General features: G+C 65.7%; 13 protein-coding genes. 9 read left to right on the forward strand and 4 right to left on the reverse strand.

The genetic code is table 11. From position 1 onward, the window contains the following. Positions 1 to 59: 59 nt before the first annotated feature. Entirely contained in the window at positions 60 to 935 is an 876-nt protein-coding gene (locus tag J2S76_RS01125; protein ID WP_307056731.1) for a transporter substrate-binding domain-containing protein, read from the reverse strand. Between the two features lie 41 nt (positions 936 to 976). Further along, positions 977 to 2,872 carry a proline racemase family protein gene (locus J2S76_RS01130; protein ID WP_307056733.1) on the reverse strand — a complete coding sequence of 632 codons (1,896 nt, stop codon included), beginning with the start codon at positions 2,870 to 2,872 and terminating at the stop codon, positions 977 to 979. Positions 2,873 to 3,313: 441 nt separating this feature from the next. Here J2S76_RS01130 and J2S76_RS01135 point away from each other — a divergent pair, with 441 nt between their 5' ends. After that, complete coding sequence (locus tag J2S76_RS01135) at positions 3,314 to 12,379, forward strand: autotransporter-associated beta strand repeat-containing protein (RefSeq protein WP_307056735.1); 9,066 nt, start codon at positions 3,314 to 3,316, stop codon at positions 12,377 to 12,379. Positions 12,380 to 12,497: 118 nt separating this feature from the next. Here the strand turns inward: J2S76_RS01135 and aspT are convergent, their stop codons facing one another. Next, a complete protein-coding gene (gene aspT / locus J2S76_RS01140; RefSeq protein ID WP_307056737.1) occupies positions 12,498 to 14,183 on the reverse strand; it encodes an aspartate-alanine antiporter in 1,686 nt (561 codons plus the stop codon). A 67-nt stretch (positions 14,184 to 14,250) separates the two neighbouring features. After that, on the reverse strand, positions 14,251 to 15,168 hold the full coding sequence (locus J2S76_RS01145) for a LysR family transcriptional regulator (RefSeq protein ID WP_307056738.1): 918 nt from the start codon (positions 15,166 to 15,168) through the stop codon (positions 14,251 to 14,253). Between the two features lie 498 nt (positions 15,169 to 15,666). Between J2S76_RS01145 and J2S76_RS01150 the strand changes: the two genes are divergently transcribed. The 8 genes from J2S76_RS01150 (at position 15,667) to yut (ending at position 22,523) form a co-directional block, all read left to right on the forward strand. Then, a complete protein-coding gene (locus J2S76_RS01150) occupies positions 15,667 to 15,969 on the forward strand; it encodes an urease subunit gamma (protein WP_307056741.1) in 303 nt (100 codons plus the stop codon). A 21-nt stretch (positions 15,970 to 15,990) separates the two neighbouring features. Next, positions 15,991 to 16,401, forward strand: coding sequence for an urease subunit beta (locus J2S76_RS01155; RefSeq protein WP_307056743.1), 411 nt, complete (start codon positions 15,991 to 15,993; stop codon positions 16,399 to 16,401). Positions 16,402 to 16,434: 33 nt separating this feature from the next. Next, complete coding sequence (locus J2S76_RS01160; protein ID WP_307056746.1) at positions 16,435 to 18,153, forward strand: urease subunit alpha; 1,719 nt, start codon at positions 16,435 to 16,437, stop codon at positions 18,151 to 18,153. 332 nt (positions 18,154 to 18,485) lie between these two features. Next, on the forward strand, positions 18,486 to 19,130 hold the full coding sequence (locus J2S76_RS01165) for an urease accessory protein UreE (RefSeq protein WP_307056748.1): 645 nt from the start codon (positions 18,486 to 18,488) through the stop codon (positions 19,128 to 19,130). A gap of 41 nt (positions 19,131 to 19,171) precedes the next feature. Then, on the forward strand, positions 19,172 to 19,852 hold the full coding sequence (locus tag J2S76_RS01170) for an urease accessory protein UreF (protein ID WP_307057699.1): 681 nt from the start codon (positions 19,172 to 19,174) through the stop codon (positions 19,850 to 19,852). Between the two features lie 26 nt (positions 19,853 to 19,878). Beyond that, positions 19,879 to 20,526 carry an urease accessory protein UreG gene (gene ureG, locus J2S76_RS01175; protein ID WP_307056750.1) on the forward strand — a complete coding sequence of 216 codons (648 nt, stop codon included), beginning with the start codon at positions 19,879 to 19,881 and terminating at the stop codon, positions 20,524 to 20,526. Between the two features lie 4 nt (positions 20,527 to 20,530). Beyond that, on the forward strand, positions 20,531 to 21,466 hold the full coding sequence (locus J2S76_RS01180; protein ID WP_307056751.1) for an urease accessory protein UreD: 936 nt from the start codon (positions 20,531 to 20,533) through the stop codon (positions 21,464 to 21,466). A 16-nt stretch (positions 21,467 to 21,482) separates the two neighbouring features. Next, positions 21,483 to 22,523 (forward strand): urea transporter, encoded by a 1,041-nt coding sequence (gene yut / locus J2S76_RS01185; RefSeq protein ID WP_307056753.1) that lies wholly within the window; start codon positions 21,483 to 21,485, stop codon positions 22,521 to 22,523. Positions 22,524 to 22,575 lie beyond the last annotated feature (52 nt).

Genomic DNA, 22,575 nt, shown 5'->3' on the forward strand with positions numbered 1-22,575 from the left:
AAGGCCGGTGCCGGCGGCGGGCGCCGGCACCGTAGGAGACGTCGACGAGGGGGGCGACGTCAGAAGTTGAATTCAGGCGGCAGCACGGAGAGGTCGATGCCGCGCGCCTCGAAGGCCTTGCGCAGCTTGCCCTGGGCGAGGCCGAGGGCGCGCTGCTGGTTCACCCAATTGGTGAGCCAGTTCTCGTAGCCCTCATTGCCTTCCTCGCGGCGCATGCCGATGGTCGCGGGGTTGAGCAGCATCGGGCTCGGCAGCACGATCTGGCCGCTGATCGCCTTGGACACGTCGATGGCGTCGAACACGGCGAGGATCATGGCGTCGGCGCGGTTCGCCTGCAGCTCCATGATGCCGAGCGGACGGTCTTCCACCACGATGATGTTGGCCTTAGGGGTGAGCGCCTCGGCGACGACCTGCATCGTGCCGCCCTTCTGCACGACGATGCGCACCGACGGGTCGTTCAGCTCGGCCCAGGTCTTCTTGGCGAAGCCCGGCTTGGTGACGATGGCCCAGGCATCGGTGAACAGCGGCACGCTGAGATAGTCCACCACGAGGCCGCGCTTCGGGTTCGGGTTGAGGCCGAAGGCGATGTCGATCTTGTTGGCCTGGAAGTCAGCCGCGAGGTTGCCCCAGGTGGTCTCGACCGGCACGACCTTGACGTTCAGCAGCGTGGCGATGTCGTTGGCCCAGTCGACGTAGAAGCCGCTCCACTGCCCGGTATTGCGGTCGCGGATATAGCCGGGTTCCTCGCCGATCATGACCGGCACGCGCAGCTCGCCGCTCTTGCGGATTCGGTCGAGCACGAGGTTCGGATCGGCGGCGAAGGCGGACTGGAAGGTCGAGAGCGCCAGAACGATGGCGGCCACGAACAGCAGGACGAAAGAGCGGAATGAGAGGCCGGCGGCCGGGGACGGCCGAATGGACGAGGCGGTGATCATCGTCGGTTCCCTAGTTCTCTGGTTTGGTTTGAGGCGTAGGCCTATCTCAGGAAGCCGCTGCCGAGGGGATCGCCCGCTTCCTGGATGAGCGTCGCCACGGCCTTGAGATGCGCGCGTCCCGTGATCCGGGTCGTGACCGCCACGGCGCCGCCGGCGCCATGGGTTGTCGTGATGAGTTCGCCGGAGAGGTGCCCGCCGAACAGGCTGACCGCATCCAGCCGCGCGCCCGGCGTGGCCGCCCCCTGGGCGCCACGCAGCGCCAAGAGGCAGGCGAGGCCGGCGACGCCCGGGGAGCGGTCGAATTTCTGGCGATCAATCGCGAGGAACTGACGCACCGCGCCGTCCTCGCCCGCGCCATGGAACAGCACCGCGTCGATTGCCGGCTGCGCACCGCGCCGGCGCGGCAGCGCTTCATTAAGGTGGTGACGCAGTTCGTCGCCGACGGCGAGCAGATGGTCGATGTCGCTCACATCGAGCCGCAGACCGGCCGCGTCGGCATCGACCAGGGCATAGCAGTCACCGCACATGGCGATGGAAACAGCCAGATCATAGCCGGCCACGCCGGCCTTACGCCCCGCCTCCGAGACGATGGCCGGCGGCATTTCGAGCGCGATAGCGTCAGCGTCGCCCTCGACCCCGACATGCACGGTGAGGATGCCGTTCGGCACCTCGATGGTGAAGCGCGGATGGCGTGAAAGACGGCCAAGGGCCTTCAGCGCCGCCGTGTAGCCCATGATCGCGTGGCCGCACAGGCCGGGATAGCCATAGGACGAGATGAAGAAGGCGCCGAAATCGGCGGCGCTGGACGCCACAGGCACCAGGCCGAAGGCGCCGGAATGGCCGCGGGGCTCATGCAGGAGCATGGGGCGCAGGCTGTCATAGCGCTCGGCAAACTGGCGGGACTTGCCGGCCACACTGTCCGCGTCGAGGCCTTCCAGCGGCTCGATGAGAATATGGGTGGGGTGGCCCTCGGTGTGGGTCTCGATGACGCGGTAGGTACGCGCGCCTTGCGGCAGTTCGAGGCTGAGCGCTCCCTCGCCGATGCCGCCGCCAAGCCCGGCGCCGAGCCCGAGCCGCCGGTCGGTCTTCTCGAAGCTCATGGTCGAGAGGCGGTCGCTGTCGGTGTTGATCCACAGCACCTTGGCCGGCACGTTGCCGGTGTTGCGCCAGCGATGGGCGATGCGACTGTTGAAGTAGGCGCCGTCGCCGGGGTTAAGCACTTCCGCGTCGCGGTCGGCGAGGGCGAGTTCGAGCGAGCCCTCCAGCACATAGATCAGCTCCTCGCCCTCATGCGCATAGAAGCCATCGCTCTCGCGTTCGGGATCGATCGTCCAAACCTCGGCGTCCATAAGGCGCTGCGATACGGTGAGCTGTTCGATGGTGACGCCGGGCCCGAAGGAGCCGACGATGCGCCCTTGCCCATGCCGCACCACCGGGAAGTCACGCCCCTTGGTGCCGCCCAGCAGTTCCGCGAGTGTGCGACCAAAGACTTCAGCGATGGCATTGAGCCGTGCCGGCGAAAGAAAGGCCACGCCGCGCTCGAACATGCTCAGATGCGAGGAGGCGATGTCCGTGCGCTCGGACAGCTCGCGCAGCGACATTTCGGCCTCCTGGCGCAGGCTGCGGACGCGCGCACCAAGATGATTGAAGGCGGCAACCGGCGCCGTCTCGCTCTCCGGCGCGGCACTGGCCTCCTCCTCGCTTTCGAGGAAGCGGCGGATGCCGGAAAGGCTCTGCCCCTCGACGCGGCGCATCCGGTCGATGCGGCGGATGCGTTCGATATCCGCTTCTCCGTAGGAACGGTGGCCGCCGGAGGACTTGTTGGGCGTGAGAAGGCCCTGGTTCTCCCAGGAGCGAATGGTCGAGACGGCGACACCGGTCACTTTCGCGACGTGACCGATCGAAAACGGGAAGCGGGCGGCGGCCGTCTGGGTCATCTTCGATCTACATACCGACTATAGATATTGCGAACATGCGCAGACGGTATGTCGATTTATTGAACGAGTCAATCGGACGAGCAGCGGTCCAGGCGTTACTCACACGCCGGTCGCATGCGCGAAATGAAGGTCGAAGCCCAACGCGTGCCGAGGAGCACCGACGCAGCTGTGCGGACATCGGCCGCACTGTGCCTGGGATCGGCATCGTGCGCGTCGAGGCTGACAGGACGCGACGATCAAGCTCCCTTGATCGCCCGGTATCTCGGTATACTCTGGTACAGAGCTGGGCGGGGAGCGCGGGGCCTTGTTGCAGCCCATGCCGGTGCCTGTCATGCGTGTCCAGCCAGATGAGGCCTGCGAGATCTGCGTGAGGCGGCGGGCAGAATCGGAAGAGAGTGAAGCTGTGGATCGGATTTCATGACGCGCCGACCCCGACAATCGATGGCTTCACTCCGCGCCGCCCTGCTTGCCTCCGCTGCTCTTCTAACTGCTGCGCCGGCCTTTGGTCAGTCCATCAATGGCGCCACCAACCCGACGGGGCCGGGCGGCAACGGCCTGCCCTATATCGAAGTTCCCCCAGGCGGTGGCGGCGGCGGCGGCGGGGGTGGAACGACGGGCGGCATCGGCGCGGCGGGCAATTCACCGCAATGGTTCACGGACAATGGCGATGGGGGCACGCCGGGTGTCCCCGATTTCGGCCCGGTCCTTCTGGATGGCGGGGATGGCGGGGACGGCCATTTCGGCGGTTCGGGCGGTGGCGGTGGCGGCGGCGCGCACGCCTATTTCGGGACCGGCGCGCCGGACGCTGTCGTGGTCGGCGGTGCCGGCGGTGATGGCGGCGAAGGCGGCGAGTTCAACTCGGATTTTGAGGGCGTCGCCGGCGGCGGCGGCGGGCCCGGTGCGGGTGGCTATGGCGCGGTCATCGAGCTTCAGGGCAGTCCGACACCCATCGTGCTCCAATATGATGTGATCGGTGGCGATGGCGGCGATGGCGGCAGCGGCGCCTCCTTCACCTATGATGGCGGCGAGATTCCGGTTCTGCTGCAGGGCGGTGCCGGCAATGGCGGCAATGCCGGCGTCGGCGTCTATCTCTACGGCTCCGGCGGCACGGTGGAGATTCAGAGCTCCGTCAACGGGGGTGATGGCGGCATAGGCGGCCATGGATTGTTCCCGACCTTCGGTGGCATTGGCGGCGACGGCCTCGTCATGGCGGGCAGTTCCACCAATGTGATCATCGACGCGGGGCAAGTGATCACCGGCGGCGACGGCGGCATCTCTCTCTCGGGGACCAGCGGAGTTGGCGGCTACGGCATCCTGATCTCGGGCGGCAACAACGTTCTCACCCTGTTCGGCACGGCATCGGGCGGCATTCAGGGAGGCAATCCCGCCGGCCAGTCGGCGGGCATCGCGATCACCGGCGATGGAAACACGCTGGTCCTCACCCAGAGCTATGCGGCCAATGGCGGTGTCTCCGTTTCCGGCGACTTCAACATCCTCGCCCTCGGCGGCAATGCCGGCGACACGGGCGGCGTGTTCGATGCTGGCAGTATCGGCACCACCTTTTCCGGTTTTTCTCAGTATGAGGTGATCGACGACACGAGCTGGACGCTGACCGGCGAGACGAGCTTCTCGGGGAACTGGGCTATCGAGGACGGGAACCTGTCGATCGCCGACCCCCTGTCTCTCGGTGTCGGTGACACTCTGTTCATCAGTAATTCCGGTCAGCTCACAACAACCGCGTCGATGGCGATTACCCTGCCGATTGACCTGTACGGCGGCAGCGGGCCGGGCGCGACGTTCGACGTCGAGGCCGGGACCGTGCTGATTCTTGCGGGGGAGGTTCAGGGCCCCGGCAATCTGATCGTCACCGGCGGCGGGATGCTCGCCCTCGGCACCAACAACGCGTACACGGGCACCACCACGGTTCAGCAGGGCACGCTTTCTGTCGGTGGCGCCTTCCCGTTGGGTGAGATGCCGGGCACGCTGAGCCTTGCCGATGGCACCACGCTCGAATTCGCCTTCGAGGGGGATGGGCCGGCAACAAATCTCACCGGGGCTGTCACCCTCGCGGGCAATGTGACCATTTTCTCCCCTGATGGAGTGACCGGGAACATCAGCGGCAATATCAGCGATGGCAGCAGCAGCGGTGGCCTCACCCTTTCCGGGGCGGGTGCGGTGCTGTTGAGCGGCGCCAACAGCTTCACCGGCCCGGTGACGGTCGCCGCCGGCACGCTGATCGCCGGTTCCGCCACAGCGCTTGGCTCAAACGGGACGGTGACGGTGCAGGAGGGCGCGACTCTCCAGCTCAACACCTCCATCTCGACCGGAAGCCTCGCCGGCGCGGGCGCCGTGGCTATCGGCACCAATACGCTCACCGTCGGCGCCAACAACGCCTCGTCCAGCTTCTCGGGGAACTTTTCCGGGACCGGCGGCCTCACCAAGACCGGCTCGGGCACCTTCACCCTGCAAGGTGTCGATGCCGATGTGAGCGCGCTGACCATCGCCGGCGGCACGCTGGTGCTCGATTCCCAGTCGGTTCTCGGTTCCGGCACCGTCGTCGCCTTCTCCGGCGGTGTGTCCTCCACTTTGCAGATCAATTCGAGCCAGACCATTGCCGGCCTCACCGGCGATGGCAGCCTGTCGATCGGCAGCTCGGTGCTCGCGGTCGACACGGTGGACGACTTCACCTTCTCGGGCGCGCTCACCGGCGCCGGCGGCAGCCTGGTGAAGGCCGGCGCGGGGACCCTGACGCTCTCGGGAACCAACACCTATACCGGGCCGACCCTCATCAACACGGGCACCTTGGCTCTTGCCGGGGGCTCGGCTCTCGACGATCTCAACGCCGTCACGCTGAGCAGCAACGGAACCCTGACGCTGGCGGACAGCGAAGTCATCGGCTCGCTCGCCGGCAGCGGAGCGGTCGCGCTCGGCGCGAACACGCTGACGCTGGGCGGCAATGGCACGAGCACAAGCTTCTCGGGCCAGATCAGCGGCGGCAGCCTCGTCAAGCAGGGCGCGGGCACGAGCGTGTTCACCGGCGCCTACACCCTCTCCAGGCTGACGATCGCGGATGGCACCGTGCAGATCGGCGATGGCGTTTCCGCCACGACGTTCCAGGCCGCGCCCATCGTCAATAATGGCACGCTGGTGCTGACGCCGGCGCAGGAACTGGTGCTGTCGGAGGTGATTTCCGGCACCGGCGGGGTGACGGTCAACGCCGGCAACGCGCCGGTGACGTTCACCGCCAGCAACACCTATACCGGCGGCACCATCATCACGGCCGGCACGCTCAACCTCGGCAGCGGCGCGGCGGCTGGTTCGGTGCTGGGTGATATCGTCAATAACGGCACGCTCGCCTTCAATTCCAGTTCCGCGCAGAGCTTCGCCGGGGTGATTTCGGGCTCGGGCGGGGTGAGCGTCACCGGCGGCGGCACGACCTCGCTGACCGGCGACAACAACTATTCCGGCGGCACGTCGATCAGCAATGGCTCGACGGTGTCGATCAGCAGCGACGGCAATCTCGGCGCGGGGGATGGCGGCATCAGTCTCGCCAATGGCACGCTGGCCATCACCGGCTCCTTCAGCAGCGTTCGCGAAATCGCGCTCACCGGCGTCGGTGGCGTCGCTGTCGCGTCCGGCCAGACGCTGAACCTGATGAGCACGATCAGTGAGAGTTCGACCTCGCAGCTGAGCAAGTCCGGCGACGGCGTGCTCATTCTGGGCGGCTCCAACACCTATACCGGCGGCACGCTTGTGTCCGCCGGCGCGCTGGCCGTGTCGACCGACAGCAGTCTCGGCGCGGCCATTGGCGGATTGACCCTTGATGGCGGCACGCTGGAGGCCGGTGGCAGCTTCACCTCCTCGCGCGGGGTGACACTGGGCGCCAGCAACGGCACCTTCGATGTTGTTTCCGGCAACGTGCTGACGCTGAACGGCGCTATTGGCGGCAGCGGCAACCTGACGAAAAGCGGCGACGGCGAACTGGCTCTTTCCGGGGCGAGCAGCTTTACCGGCAGCACATCGGTGACGAGCGGCACGCTGGCGCTTTACGGCGCCACGCTGGCCACCTCCTCGGTCAGCGTCGCGGATAGCGGCACGCTGCGGGGCTTCGGCACCATGGCCGGCACGGTCTCCGTGCTGGCCGGCGGGACGCTTTCCGGCGGCGTGACGGGCCAGCCCAACCCGCAGCACATCGCCCTCGTCACCGGTTCGCTCACCATCGCCAACGCGGCTGATATCGCGCTGGCGCTGGGCGAGGGCGGCAACACGGGCGTGGCCGAAGTCGCGGGTGATCTCGCGCTCAACGGCACGCTGAGCGTGACCGGCGAGGCCGTGCACGGCGCCGGCATCTACCGCGTCTTCACCTATACCGGTTCGAACACCGGGACGTTCTCGTCCGTGGATCTCTCCGGCCTCGCCGATTCAGGCTCCTATACCGGCACCATCGAGACCGGCAATCCCGGGCATGTGAACCTGCTGCTACGCGATGCCAGCCCGCTGCAGATCTGGACCACCGACGACGGGACCAGCTTCGGCGGCTCGGGCACCTGGTCGTCCTCCGGCGACAATTGGTACCTCGCCTCCAGCGGCGACACGATCCCGTGGGGCGGGCAGACCGGCGTCTTCACCGGCACCGCCGGCACCGTCACTATTCGCGGCGAGCAGACCTTCCAGAAGCTGGAATTCGTCACCGACGGCTTCGTTCTGGAGGCCGACAGCAGCGAGGCGAATTCCGGCCTGCATGTTGAGGGCGGCGGCGTGCTGTGGGTGGAAGGGCATGAGATCACCGCGACGATCAGCGCGCCGATCACCGGCACCGGCGGCATCGAGAAGATCGGCACCGGCACCCTGATCCTCTCCGGCAGCAACAGCTATACCGGCGGCACCAAGGTTTCCGAGGGGTTCCTCAGCGTCTCCAGCGCGGCGTCTCTGGGCAATGCGGACAATGTTCTCACCCTTTCCGGCGGCGGGCTGGAAGCCACCGGCTCCTTCACCCTCGCCAGCGCCGTCATGCTCGACGGCTTTGGCAGCCTGAAGACGGCGTCCGGCGAAACGCTCGGCCTCGCCGGAACCCTTTCCGGCACCGGCAGCCTGCGCAAGGAAGGGCTCGGCACGCTCGTGCTGAGCGGCAGCAACACCTATGGCGGCGCGACGGTGATCGCCGAGGGCACGCTGGTGGCCCTAGGCGGCGCGGCGCTTCCAGACGCCTCCGCCGTGCGGATCGAGGCGGCGGGCACGCTTCAGCTGGAGGCGAACGAAGGCATCGGCTCGCTCGCCGGCAGCGGCGCGGCAGACCTGCAGAGCTACACGCTGCAGGTGGGTTACGACGGCAGCGATTCCACATTCTCCGGCAGCATCACCGGGAGCGGCGGGCTGGAGAAGCTGGGCGCAGGAACCCTCTTCCTCACCGGCACCAACAGCTATTCCGGCGGCACCACCCTTGCCGCCGGCGGGCTCGTCGTCGGCAATGGCGGCACGTCGGGCAGCATCGCGGGCAATGTCACCAATAATGGCAGCCTGTCCTTCTATCGCTCCGATGTGCTCACTTTCGCCGGCGACATCAGCGGCACGGGAGGCGTGGCGCAGGTCGGCAGCGGGACGCTGGTCCTCTCCGGCACCAATGGCTACGCGGGCGGCACGCTGGTCTCGGTCGGCACGCTTGAAGTCAGCGCCGATGCCAATCTCGGGCAGGTGTCCGGTCCGCTGGTGATCGAGAAGGGCACGCTCGCCACAACGGCGAGCTTCACCACCTCCCGCGCCGTGGGTCTGGTAGGGGGCGGCACGCTCCAGGTCGCCACCGGGACGACGCTGCAGCTGACCTCCTCGGTGAGCGGCGGGGGCGGCCTGACGAAGCGGGGCGACGGCACGCTGATCCTTGCCGCCGATAACAGCTATGACGGCACGACGACGATCCACGCCGGGGTTCTCCAGCTCGGCAATGGCGGCAGCACGGGCTCGATCCGTGGCGCGATCGTCAATGACGCGACCCTCGCCTTCAACCGCAGCGACGATTTCGGCTTCAGCAATCACGTTTCCGGGCAGGGGACGGTGGTGCAGGCGGGCACCGGCGCGCTGGTGGTGACCGGCGATATCGACACCATCGGTGGGCTGCGGATCGACCAGGGCACGGTTCAGATCGGCAATGGCGGCACGACAGGCCGGGTTTCCGGGCCTATCGTCGACAATGGCACGCTGGTCTTCGCCCGCTCCGATGAAACGCGGTTCGACAACGTCATCTCGGGCAGCGGCAGCGTGGTGCAAGTCGGCCCCGGCGATCTGCTGCTGACCGGAACCAACAGCTACGGCGGGGGAACCGGCATCGGCGCCGGCAGCACCCTTCGCGTCACCGCCGATTCCGCCCTCGGGGCATTGAGCGGCGGGATCACGCTCGCCGGCGGCACGCTTGCCGTCGACCAGGGCTTTGCCAGCGCGCGCACGGTGGCGCTTGTCAGCGGCGGCACGATCCGCGTTGCCGATGCGGCGGTGTTCACCCTGTCCGGCACCATTGGCGGGACGGGGGACTTCACCAAGAGCGGCCTCGGCACGCTCGTGCTGACGGGCAGCAACAGCTATGCCGGCAATACGTTGGTGGAAGCCGGCACGCTGCAGGTCGGCGACGGCGGAACCTCGGGGACGATCTCCGGCAATGTCGCGAATGCGGGCACGCTCGCCTTCAGCCGCTCCGACAACATCGTCTACGCCGGCGCCATTTCGGGCGCGGGCGCGCTGGTGCAGGCCGGAACGGGCGCGCTGGTGCTGACCGGCATGAATAGCTTCACCGGCGGCACGCAGATCGTCGACGGCACGCTGGTGCTTGGCAATGGTGGAACCTCCGGCTCGATCACCGGCAATGTGGCCAATGATGGGACATTGACCTTCAACCGCTCCGACGCGGTGACCTTCGCCGGTGTCATCTCCGGCAGCGGCACGGTGGCGCAGCTCGGTGCCGGCACTCTCACCCTGACCGGCGCCAACACCTATGCCGGCGGCACGGTCGTCGGCTCGAGCTCTACCCTGCAGGTCGGTTCCGACGGCAATCTCGGCGCAGCGGTCGGCTCCCTCACCCTCGCGGGCGGCGTTCTGGCGCCCACAGCCTCCTTCGCCAGCGCGCGTGCGGTGACGCTCACCGGCAGCGGCGGGTTCAGTGTCGGCACCGGCGTCACGCTGACGCTCACCGGCACCGTGGGCGGCGATGGCCGGCTGCTTCTCGCCGGCGGCGGCACGCTGGAACTCGGTGGCATCAACACCTATGCGGGCGGCACATCCGTGTCGGGCGCCACGCTGGCGGTACATGCCGATGAGAGCCTGGGCAAGGCAGGCACCGCACTGTCGCTGGACGGCGCGGCGCTGAAGGTGCTGCACAGCTTCAGTACCGGGCGCGACGTTGCCCTCAGCGCGGCCGGCGCGGTCATCGAGGTGACGGGCGACCGCTTCCTCGCAGTGACCGGCAAGGTGACGGGCACGGGCGTGCTGACCAAGACGGGTGAGGGACGGCTCACCTTGACCGGCGCCAATGCCTATGGCGGCCTCATCATTCATGCCGGCACCGTCGCCGGCACCGCCGCCTCCATTCGCGGCGATGTGCTCGACAATGGCGCGCTGGTCTTCGACCAGTCCTCCACCGACACCTTCGCCGATGATATCGGCGGCACCGGCAGCCTCACCGTCAAGGGGGCGGGGACGCTCATCCTTACCGGGACCGCCTTCCACACCGGCGGCACGACCATTGATGGCAGCACGCTGCAGATCGGCGGTGGTGGCACGGCCGGCTGGGTCAGCGGCCCGATCGTCAACAGCGGCACGCTCATCTACGATCTGGCGGGGCGCTACACCTTCCCGGTCGACCTCAGTGGCACCGGCCAGGTGATCCTGGAGGGAGGCGGCACGGTCGATTTCGTCGGCTCGACCTATGCGGGCCTCATCCAGACGAACGATGCGCATGTCATTCTCAAGCGTGACACTGAGACAGGCGCCAATTTCAGCATCGGGGCAGGGGGCGTGCTCAGCGGCGCCGGCAGCATCGGTTTGCTGGATGTCCTTGACGGGGGAACCGTCTCGCCTGGCTATTCGCCGGGCACGCTTGCGGTCAACGGCAAGATGACCCTCTCCAGCGGTTCGACCTATCGGGCGGACATTACCGCGGGCAACGGCAACGACCTGATCGCCGTTAACGGCCAGGTCGGCATTGACGCCGGCACCACGCTCGACGTGCATGCCGAGCGTGGCTCCTACGCAAACTACACGAGCTACACCGTCCTCACCGCCACCGAGGGTGTTCACGGGGTGTTCGGCACGGTGACGACCAATTTCGCCTTCCTGGACATCCTGCCGGACTATGAAGACAACGCGGTCGTCCTGAACATCGTGCGCAAGGACATTCCCTTCTGGCGGGAGGCGCACACCGTCAACCAGTTCTCGACGGCGAACGGCATCGAGTCGCTCGGGGCCGGCAACGACGTTTATGATGCCGTCGCCTCGCAGTTGAAATCGGAGGCCTTCTACGCCTTCGACGCCTTGTCCGGCGAGATCTACGCGACAACGGCATCGGTCATCCAGCAGCAGTCCGTGTTCACGCGCGCGGCCGTCATCGACCGGCTGCGGCAGGCCTCGGTCGGGACCGAAGGGGTGCCTCTCGCCTATGCGGCAAACGGGCCGCAGACGGCCGGTTTCGGCGCCGATGTCGCGGCCGTCATGTGGATGCAGGGATTTGGCGCTGAAGGCGACATCGCCTCCAATGGCAATGCGGCGGCGGTCTCGGACACGATCGGCGGCTTTGTCGGTGGTTTCGACGCGGCGTTCACCGAGGATTGGCGGCTCGGCGCCTATGGCGGCTACAGCCGCTCCTGGTTCGACGTTGGCGACCGCGTCTCGTCCGGCTCGATGGACAATTACGAACTCGGTCTCTACAGCGCCACGCAGCAGGGGCCGCTCGCCCTGCGGCTGGGCGCGGGCTATGCGTGGCACGACATGTCGATGTCGCGCACCGTCGCCTTTGCCGGCTATGACGGCGCGAACAGCAGCGACGCGACCGCGCGTTCTGCGCAGGCCTTTGGCGAGCTCAGCTATGGGCTGTCGGTCGGGCCGGTCGATCTGGAACCCTTTGCCGGCCTCGCCTATCTGCACCTGGATGGCTGGAACACCGTCGAGACCGGTTCGACCTCGGCGCTGGCGGTGAACGCCGGCGCCATGGATACGTTCTACTCCACGCTGGGCCTGCGCGGCGGCCGCGACATTGAGGTGAACGGCATTGCCTTCACCACCAGCTTCACTCTCGGCTGGCAGCATGCCTTTGGCGATACCGTTCCGGCTGCGGTGATGACGTTCGCCAGCGGCTCCGCGCCCTTCACCATCGACGGCGCGCCGATCGCCACCGACACCTTCGTCTTCGGCGGCGGGCTGTCCTATGAGCTCAATCCAAACACGCGGCTCGGGGTGAAATATGATGGCCAGCTGGCCTCAAGCGCCCAGCAGAATGTCGTCTCCGGTCAATTGCAGATCCGGTTCTGACCGCCACCCGGCCGTTGGCTGAGGAGCCAGTGAGGCGCGTGTGGGTCACGTTCGTCCGCGTGCCCACCAAACCGTTCGGCAGGAGCAAGGGCTTCTCGGGGAAGAATAAGACGAAACCTCATCCCATCAGCATCACCATGAAGATGCCGCCGATTGTGAGAAGCGTATTGGAGACCGCGTAAGGCACGGTATAGCCCAGCGCGGGCACCTGGCTGCGCGCCTTGTCGGCGATCAATCCCAGCGCCGGCGTCGAAATGCTCGCTCCCGCACAGCATCCCAGCACCAACGCGTCGTCGAAGCGAAAAACGTACTTGCCGATAAGCAGGGCCAGCAAGACCGGAACGGTGGTGGCGACCATGCCCAGCAGGAACAGGCTCAGCCCAACCTCGCGGACGCCTTCAACGAAACTTGGGCCGGACGAGATGCCGATCACGGCAATGAAGGCGTTCAGCCCAACCACCTTGATGAACCAGAGCACGCCCGCGGGCACGTTGCCGAAGGTTGGGTGAGTGGAGCGCTGCCAGCCGGCGACGATTCCGGCGATGAGGACGCCACCAGCGATGGACAGGGTGATCGGCACCCCGCCAACCGTCACCATCGGCAATCCGATCAGGGCGCCGATGGCGATCGTCAGGAACATCGCCGTGATGTCGGTCTCGGTGATCGAGAAATCGGCGCGGCCGATGATATTCGTCGCCGCGCGGATGTGCTGCGAGCGTCCGACGACTGTCAGTATATCGCCGCGGTGAATCTCGGTCTGTGGGAGAATGGGAATCTCCGCTCCCGAGGAGCCCCGACGAATACGGGTGAGGAAGATGCCATGGGTCGACTTCATACGGGCCAGATCGGCCAGCGTCCTGCCGTCGCATGCGCGCTTGGTCACGACGATGTCGACGCCTTCGGTGGGGATGGCGAGAAGTTCGGCGTCTTCGACCTCCTCCGCCCCGGTCCTGAACAAGGATCGCAGCGTGCCGCGCACGCCGGCGATGCTGACGATGTCCCCCGCTTCGAGCCGGGTGTCCTCGCTGGGGGTGATCATCTGCTCGCCACGGCGGATGCGGTCGACGAAGAGACGGACGTTGGGCGTGCTCGCTTCGACCTCGCCGACAGTGCGCCCGACCTGGGGGGCATCGGCCGTCAGGCGATAGGTCCGCACGATGAAATGATGCCATGACGAACCGGCGCCGCGCGGCAGTTCGCCCATCCTGGCCTCGTAGGCGCGACAGGCGGAAGGAAGGTTAATGCGCAGCAGCCGCGGCCCGATCTGGGAAATGATCACGATCGGCCCGATCGTGCCGTAGATGTAGGTCATGGCGAAGGCGGTTGAGAGCGCGCCGATCATCGAACGCGTCTCCTCGGGCGAGAGGCCGAGCCCGCGAATGGCATTGGTGGACAGCCCCAACGCAGAAGAGACGGTCGCCGCGCCGGCGAACAGACCTGCCCCATAGCCGACATCGTAGCCAGCAAACCGTGCCACGCCATAAGCGGTGCTCAGCATCATCACGCACACCAGCACCGCGAACAGGGCCTGCGATGCGCCGTCTCGCTTCAGAGCGCGCACGAACTGAGGGCCCACGCCGTAGCCGATGGCGAACAGGAACAGCAGAAAGAACACGCTTCCGACGGTCTGGGAGATCTCGATGTCGAGTTGGCCGATGAGCAGCCCGACCAGCAATGTCGTCGTCACCGTTCCAAGGGTGAACCCGCGATAGCCGAGGTTGCCGAGGGGGTAGCCCAGCGCAATCGTCAGGAACAGCGCAATCTCAGGCTGCTCGCGCAGGGTTGTCGAAATCCAGTTCCACATCGGCCGTTCGCTCCTGTCGGACCAAATGAGGGCCGCCGATGAGGACGGCCGGAAGCCGAAGGCGATCTCACCCGAGAGGCAGAGCTGCAGCGTCGTGATGCTCCTTGTCCGCCGATCGCTTCGCCACCTCGCTCAAGACCGCCCGAAAGGCGCCCACCGCCGAGTCAGATGAAACAGCATTGCTTTCAACGACGTAGGCGAGTTTCCCAAGAGTCGGAAGGCCCGCCTCTTCGGGTATCTCCGCGAGTGTTGTCTTTCGGAAGCTCTTGCCGATCGCCATGACGCCGAGACCAGCGCGAGCGGCCGCGAGCACGCCAAGCAGGTTGCTGCATTCGGCCGCGTCGACCCACGGGCGGTCGCTCGCGAGAAGCGCCTTCTCCGCGAGGCCGCGCGTGAGGCTCGGCTTCAGATAGGAAACCAGCGGCACCGGGTCGGACGACCCTAATTGCAGCGAGGTATGCCCGATCCAGACCAATTGCTCGTGCCAGAGCGTCGCTTCGCCCGGCTCGCTCGCCAGATCGCTGTGGCTCTTGCCCAGAATGACGTCGACTTCATGCGAGCGCAGCACATCGTGCAGATGCTCGTTGCGGCCGGTAACAAACCTCAAGCCAAAATCCGGGAATTGTGCCCGGAAGATGCCGAGAACTTCCGGCAGGCGGGTTCTCGCGAACTCGTCCTCTATGCCGACCTTCAGGACGCCTTTCAGACCCGGTCGGGCAAAGCGGAGGCGTGCCTCGTGAGATATGGCAAGGATCGAACGGGCATAGATCAACATGGCCTCGCCGTCCGGGGTGAGGCTCACCATACGGGTGGTGCGGCGGACGAGGGTCCGGTTGAGACGCTTTTCGAGGCGGGCGATCCGCTGGCTGACGGTGGACTGTGAAGCGCCGAGTTCGACCGCCGCGAGACTGAAACTGCGCTTCGTCGCCACGGCGTCAAATGTCCGCAACTCATCGGTGTCGATGAGATTGCCTTGCTGTCGCATGATCCAAGCCTATGCCGTCACTGAGTCTCCAGGCTTTATGCCTCAGCGACCGTGCCGGTGGCCAGCATTGCCGGCGCAATTCCGGCATTTATCGCGGAGGCGGATAACTGACGGTGGCCGGAGGCCGATAGTAATAATCTCCGATTTCATCGCCGACCGATATGCCTTTGCGGCAATGCAGTAATGGGAAGCGATAACTTCAGGGTGCGTTTTGTTTAAGTCGCAACCATGTACTTTTGGAATGGGTTAAATGAACTTACCCACGGTATGTGTGGGTGTGAACGACAGATTGAGTGGTAAAATAATCCATATCGTGTGCGTTGCAGCAAATCACTGGGGCCGGTTGCTTATCCAGCTTCGCGATAAATCATCATCGCGCTCCAATTAAGGCTGGTACAGGTGTCCGGGTTGCTGGTATCAAACCGCATGATCCGCAGATCTGGGTCGGCCGTACCATCGCGGCATGGCCGGGGGCCGCGTTCGTCGAGGAATTCGCTCATGCACTTTACGCCACGGGAAATCGACAAGCTTCTGATCTATACGCTCGCCCAGGTTGCGCAGAGGCGCAAGGATCAAGGGTTGAAGCTCAACCATCCGGAGACCGTGTCGCTTATCTCTGTCGCTGCGCTCGATGGCGCGCGCGCTGGCAAGACCGTTGAAGAGGTCATGGAACTGGCCGGCAAGGCGATCACCCGCGACGACGTCATGGAGGGCGTGGCGGAGATGATCCCCTATGTGCAGGTCGAGGCCGTCTTCACCGATGGAAGCCGCCTCGTCACCGTCCATGATCCCATCAAGTAGCTGCGGCCGAGGGGCGTCATCATGAGCAAAGACCAGAACAAGGCTCCGGTCGGCGGGCTCGTCCTCGGTAAGGGCGACATCGAGATCAACGCCGGCTATCCAACCACCACGCTGAAGGTTCGCAACACCGGCGACCGGCCGATCCAGGTGGGGTCTCACTTCCATTTCTTCGAGGTCAATGCCTCGCTCGAATTCGACCGGGAGCAGGCATTCGGCAAGCGATTGAACATTCCCGCCACGACGGCGCTGCGCTTCGAGCCGGGCGACGAGAAGGAGATCGTGCTTGTGCCCTATCAGGGCAAGCAGCGCGTGCTGGGCTTCAATGGCCTCGTCAATGGCTGGGTCGGCGACGAAAACTACGACGATTACCGGCCGCGCCTGACCGACGCTCTCGAGCGGGCCAAGCGCTACGGGTTCAAGAGCAAGTCGTAATGAGCCGCAACATGCAGGCAGTGGAGCTCTGAGATGGCGAAGATCTCGAGGCAGCAATATTCGGACCTTTACGGCCCTACGGTGGGCGACAAGATCCGCCTTGGTGACACCGACCTCTATATCGAGATCGAGAAGGACCTGCGCGTCTATGGCGAGGAAGCCGTCTATGGCGGCGGCAAGACGCTGCGCGACGGCATGGGCTATGACAATGAGCTGACCAGCGCGGCCGGGGCCCCCGATCTCGTCATCACCAATGTGACCATCGTCGATGCCATCCAAGGTATCATCAAGGCCGATGTCGGCATCAAGAACGGGCTCATCTGCGCAATAGGAAAGGCCGGCAACCCGTCCACCATGTCGGGTGTCACCCCCGGGCTAGCGCTCGGGCCGGGCACGGATGCTATTTCCGGCGAGCACCTGATCCTGACTGCGGGCGGCATTGACGCTCACGTCCACTTCATCTCGCCGCAGCAGGCGCAAGCGGCGCTCAGCAACGGTGTCACGACCCTGTTCGGCGGCGGCATTGGCCCCTCCGACGGCACCAACGGCACCACGATCACGCCCGGCACGTGGAACATCGAGATGATGCTCCGTTCCTTCGACGGGTGGCCGATCAACGCTGGTGTGCTCGGCAAGGGCAACGGGTCGGCGCCCTTGCCGCTCGAGGAGCAGATCCTCGCCGGCGCGATGGGGCTCAAGATCCACGAGGACTGGGGCAGCACGCCGGCGGCGATCCGAAACGCTCTCACCGTCGCTGACAATTACGACATTCAGGTCTGCATCCACACTGACACGCTGAACGAAGCCGGCTTCGTCGAGAACACGATCGCCGCCTTCGAGGGGCGCACGATCCACACCTACCATACCGAGGGCGCCGGCGGCGGCCACGCTCCGGATATCATACGGGTGGCCGGGCTCTCGAACGTCATTCCGAGTTCGACGAACCCGACCTTGCCCTATGGGATCAATTCCCAGGCCGAATTGTTCGACATGACGATGATCTGTCACAATCTCAGCCCGAAGATCCCGACCGACGTCGCTTTCGCCGAGAGCCGCGTGCGTGCCGAAACGATCGCGGCCGAGAACGTGCTGCACGATCTCGGGGCGATCTCGATCCTCTCCAGCGACAGCCAGGCGATGGGCCGGGTCGGCGAGAACTGGACTCGTACCATCCAGACCGCCGACCTGTTGAAGCAGCGGGTGGGCGCCTATAAGGGCGATGCTTCGGGCAATGACAATGAGCGTGTCCTGCGCTTTGTCGCCAAGGTCACGATCAACCCCGCCATCGCGCAGGGGGTCGCCCATGTGGTCGGCTCGATCGAAATCGGCAAGATGGCCGACCTCGTGCTCTGGGAGCCGGCCTTCTTCGGCGCCAAGCCAAAGATGGTCATCAAGGGCGGCATGATCTCCTGGGCGCTGATGGGTGATCCGAATGCCTCGTTGCCGACGCCCCAGCCGGTGATCTATCGGCCGATGTTTGGCGCGATGGGCTCGGCTTTGGCTAAGACCCGCGTGACCTTCACGTCGCATGCCGGCTATGAGGCCGGCATCGTCGATCGCTATGAGCTGAAGTCGCAGGTCGTGCCGGTCTACGGCACGCGCACGATCACCAAGAGCTCGATGGTGCGCAATGCCGCCATGCCGGTGATCGAGGTCAATCCCGAGACCTTCGCCGTAACGGTGGATGGCACGCACGCCACGATCGAGCCGGCGACGCGCGTCCCCTTGAGCCAGCTCTATTTCTTCAGCTGAGCCTGGCTGCAGCCGGCGGAGGGGGAAGGCCCGTCCGCGTCAACGCGATGGCATGTGGCGATGGACGCAATCGGTATCCTGTGGGCTGGGCTTGGGGGGCAGCGTCGGTTCGCCGGGCCGCCCGCGGTCATGCCTCGCTGCCTCCCGGCCATGCCATTGGCCCTCGTCGGGAGCATCGCCGACCGGACGAGGGCCCGCCGCGGGTCGCCGGCCGTGGCCTCCCGTTTCCTCTCTTCTCATCCGTCGGACCATCGACGGCGGCGCAGCTGGCCCGACCCGGGGGCGGGCCGCACCGGCGTCGCGTCCGAAGGCCGTCCCGTTTGGAGGCACATATGATTCTGGTTGAGAACACCATCGGCAATCTTGGCGAGCCGGCATGGCAGGAGCGGGCGCGCCACTCCCGGGTGGACCTGCTCGTGCTCGAGCAGTGGGAAGCGCCGAAGAGCCGCCTGCGCAAGGCGACGGATGGTGGCGTGGAGCTCGCCATCTCGCTGCCGCGCTCCGCACATCTGCATGACGGCGACGTTCTGCATTACGACGAGGCGGCGAAGGTCATCATTGCCGCCCGGATCGCGCTCAAGGATGTCCTGGTCATCGAGCTGGAGGGCATCGAGGAACTGTCGCCGAACGAGATACTGCGCACGTGCTTCGAGTTGGGCCATGGCCTCGGCAACCAGCACTGGCCGGCGGTGATCAAGGGTTCCACCGTCTACGTGCCGCTTTCCGTCGACCAGAAGGTGATGGCCTCGGTCATGCGCACCCATGCCTTCCAACACGTGAGGACGCATTTCGCGCCCGGCGAGGAAATCGCCGCCAAGCTGGACGCCCGCGAGGTTCGCCTGCTGTTTGCCGGAGCCGACGCGACGCCGCACCATCATCACGCCGCTCCGGCCGGCGATCATGCTCACGCTCATTCGCATGATCATGCCGAAGGTCACGCGCATTCCCATGACCACCCAGAGTCGCCGGTGACATGATGGCGAATGGGGGCTTTGGAACGCGAGGCGGTGCCTCCGGCATGGTGCATCTCGCGCGCCTGCTGCAGTTCTCGGATTCGACTCTGCCGATCGGCTCCTTCGCCTTCTCGAACGGGCTCGAATCGGCGTTGCAGACCGGTGTCGTCTCCGATCCCGAAAGCCTGCTCAACTATGTCGACCTCGTCTTGCGCCAGACGGCGCGGATGGACGGCGTCGCGCTGCTGCACGCTCACCGCGCGGCGCTGGCGGGCGACTATGGTGCGATCCTCGTTGCCGACAGCGAACTCTATTGCCGCCGTGTCGGCGAGGAGCAGCAATTGATGCTGACCCGCGTCGGCAAGAAATTCGCCGAGCTGGTGCTGAAGATCATGCCGTCGCCCACGCTGGAGCGCTGGCTCGGCGACATCAAGGCGGATGCGACGCCGGGTTGCCTGCCGATCGGCCAGGCGATCGCGCTCGCCCATATGGGGGTCGACGAGTCGGAGGCCTTCGTCATGCATCAATACGCCATCGCCTCGATGATCCTGAGCGCGGCGCTGCGGCTGATGCGGATCGACCATCTCGATACCCAGCGCATCCTGTTCACGGCGCAGGGGCGTGTCGAGGGCGACTATGCGGCCGTGCGCGACCTCTCGCTCGACGAAATGGCGTCGTTCGCGCCCGTCTTCGACGTCCTCGTCGCGCATCACACGACCACCCATGTCCGCCTGTTCATGAACTGAACGCGGCACGGAAAAGAAGGCGGCCCATGAAAAAGATCACGCGTATCGGCATCGGCGGACCGGTCGGCTCCGGCAAAACCGCCGTCATCGAAACCATCACCCCGCGGCTCATCGACCTCGGCATCAAGCCGCTGATTATCACCAACGACGTGGTGACGACGGAGGACGCCAAGCAGGTCCGCCGTACGCTGAACGGCATCCTGGTGGAGGAGAAGATCGTCGGGGTCGAGACCGGCGCCTGCCCGCACACCGCAGTGCGCGAAGACCCGTCGATGAACATCGCCGCCGTCGAGGAGCTGGAGGAGAAGTATCCTGACAGCGACGTGATCCTGATCGAGTCCGGGGGCGACAACCTCACCCTGACCTTCAGCCCGGCGCTGGCCGATTTCTATATCTACGTGATCGACGTCGCGGCGGGCGACAAAATCCCGCGGAAGAACGGCGCCGGCGTCTGCCAGTCGGACATTCTCGTCATCAACAAGAAGGACCTCGCCCCCTATGTCGGGGCCAGCCTTGAGGTGATGGACCGCGATTCAAAGCTGATGCGCGGCAAGAAGCCGTTCATCTTCACCAACTGCAAGACGGGCGAGGGGGTCGACGAACTGATCCGCCTTATCCTCGACATGGCCCTGTTCGATGTGAAGCTTGCTGCTCCCGCGGCGGCGGGTGCCTGACGAGATGGCACTCCACGAACAACTCGGTCGGCTCGATGCCGCGCGGGAATTGCGCGACTTCAGGACCGAGCCGGCGCAGATGCGCGCCGCTGGCCCCGGAAAGATAGGAGAGCTGCGCCTCGGCTTCTCGCTGCGCAATGGGCGCTCGATTCTGCATGATCTCTACCGCGTGGCGCCGCTGCTGGTGCAGCGGGCGCTCTATTGGGACGAGGCGATGCCGGAATTGCCGATCTGCTCGATCATCTCGGTCGGTGGCGGCATCCTGCAGGGCGACCGGTACAAGATCGACATCCGCGTCGGCGAGGGGGCCTGCGCCCATGTCACGTCGCAGAGCGCGAACCGCGTGCACCAGATGGATGCGAACTACGCCTCCCAGCACCAGACCGTGACGCTGGAGAGTGGTTCGTACCTCGAATACCTGCCGGACGTTACCATTGCCTATCGCGACTCGCGTTTCATCAACCAGACCGACATCGTCATCGCGGAAGACGCGACGCTACTCTATGGCGAAATGATTCTGGCGGGGCGCAAGCACCACCATGCCGGCGAGCGGTTCGGGCTCGACCTCCTGTCGGTGGCGGTGTCCGTGTGCCGCCCCGACGGGCGCAAGATCTTCGCCGAAAAGGTCCTGATCGAGAAAGGCGACCCCACCGTCGACTTTCCGGGCGTGATGCGCGGCTACGATGCCTTCGCCAATATCCTATGCCTGACCCCGCCAGCGGTCGCTGCCCGCATCAAGGAGCGGTTCGAAACCAGTTTCGCGCTCGATAGCCCGCGAGCGATTTCGGGGGTCAGCCGCCTTCCCAATGACGCGGGCCTGATGCTGCGCGCGGTGGGCGTCGAGAGCTATGACGTGCGCGGCGAACTGCGCCGGTTCTGGCGCATCGTTCGCGAAGAGGCGCGCGGGCGGACCCTTCCGCAGGAATTTCTTTGGCGCTGACCGAAAGATCTAAGCCATGACCAGGCCGAAAAGCAGCTTCGCAGGCGAACTCCTCAAGGGAGCCAGCCAGGTTTTCTTCATGGAGAATTCGCTGACGGGGATACTCTTCTTTGTGGCGATCGCTTTTGCGTCCTACGCCTCCGGTGTGTGGGCGACCACGATCGGCGCGGCGATCGGTGTCGTGGTCGCGACGCTGACGGCGCGGCTGCTGGATTGCGACGAGAAGTCGGTCGCCTCGGGCCTTTTCGGTTTCAACGGCATCCTCGTCGGCGCGGCGCTGCCGACCTTTATCGCCGCGTCGCCGCAGCTTTGGGCCTATGTCGTGGTGGGTGCCGCGACCAGCACGGTGGTCACCGCCGCCTTCGGCGCCACCCTCACCGGCAAGTGGGGCATTCCCGGCTCGACCGGGCCCTTCGTGCTGACAGGCTGGCTGATGGTCGCCGGCGCCTATTCCTTCGGCGGCCTACACGTAACCGGCGATGCGCCGAAGCTTGCCACGGACTATGTGCAGGGACTGGCGCCCATTCCTCAGCCGATCGAGCTGGTGCAGATATTCTTCCGCAATATCGGCCAAGTCTATCTGCTCGGCAGCGAGATTTCCGGCGCGATCATACTGTTGGGCATCTTCATCGCCTCGGTCCCGGCGGGCCTTGCCGCGGCTGCCGGCTCGTTGGTTGCGATGGTGGTGTCTATCGTCATGGGCGCGGATCCCACCCTCGTCAGCCAAGGGCTCTATGGCTTCAGCCCCGTACTCACCGCCTTGGCCGTAGGCGTCGTCTTTCTGAAAACCTCGCCGAAAGTGGTGATTTATGCACTGCTCGCCACCGTAACCACAGTCTTCGTCCAGGGAGCGCTCGATGTGATCGTCGCGCCCGCCGGCGTCCCCTCGTTCACGGCACCCTATGTGCTGACGATGTATCTCTTCATCGCCCCGAAGAAGCTCATGGCGCCGCACCCGCACCGGCCGGTGGCGGGCCACATCGTCGGGCATGAGCACAGGCAGACGGGCGCGCGCACGGAGCAGCCGCGCGATCAACCGGGACCGAGCCGGGTTTGAGCCAACCTGACGTCGACGGTTCAGCGGAGCGCGGTTCGGATGGAAGGTCCGG

It is taken from the genome of Ancylobacter vacuolatus (genome assembly GCF_030813595.1).
Classification (GTDB): Bacteria; Pseudomonadota; Alphaproteobacteria; order Rhizobiales; family Xanthobacteraceae; genus Ancylobacter; species Ancylobacter vacuolatus.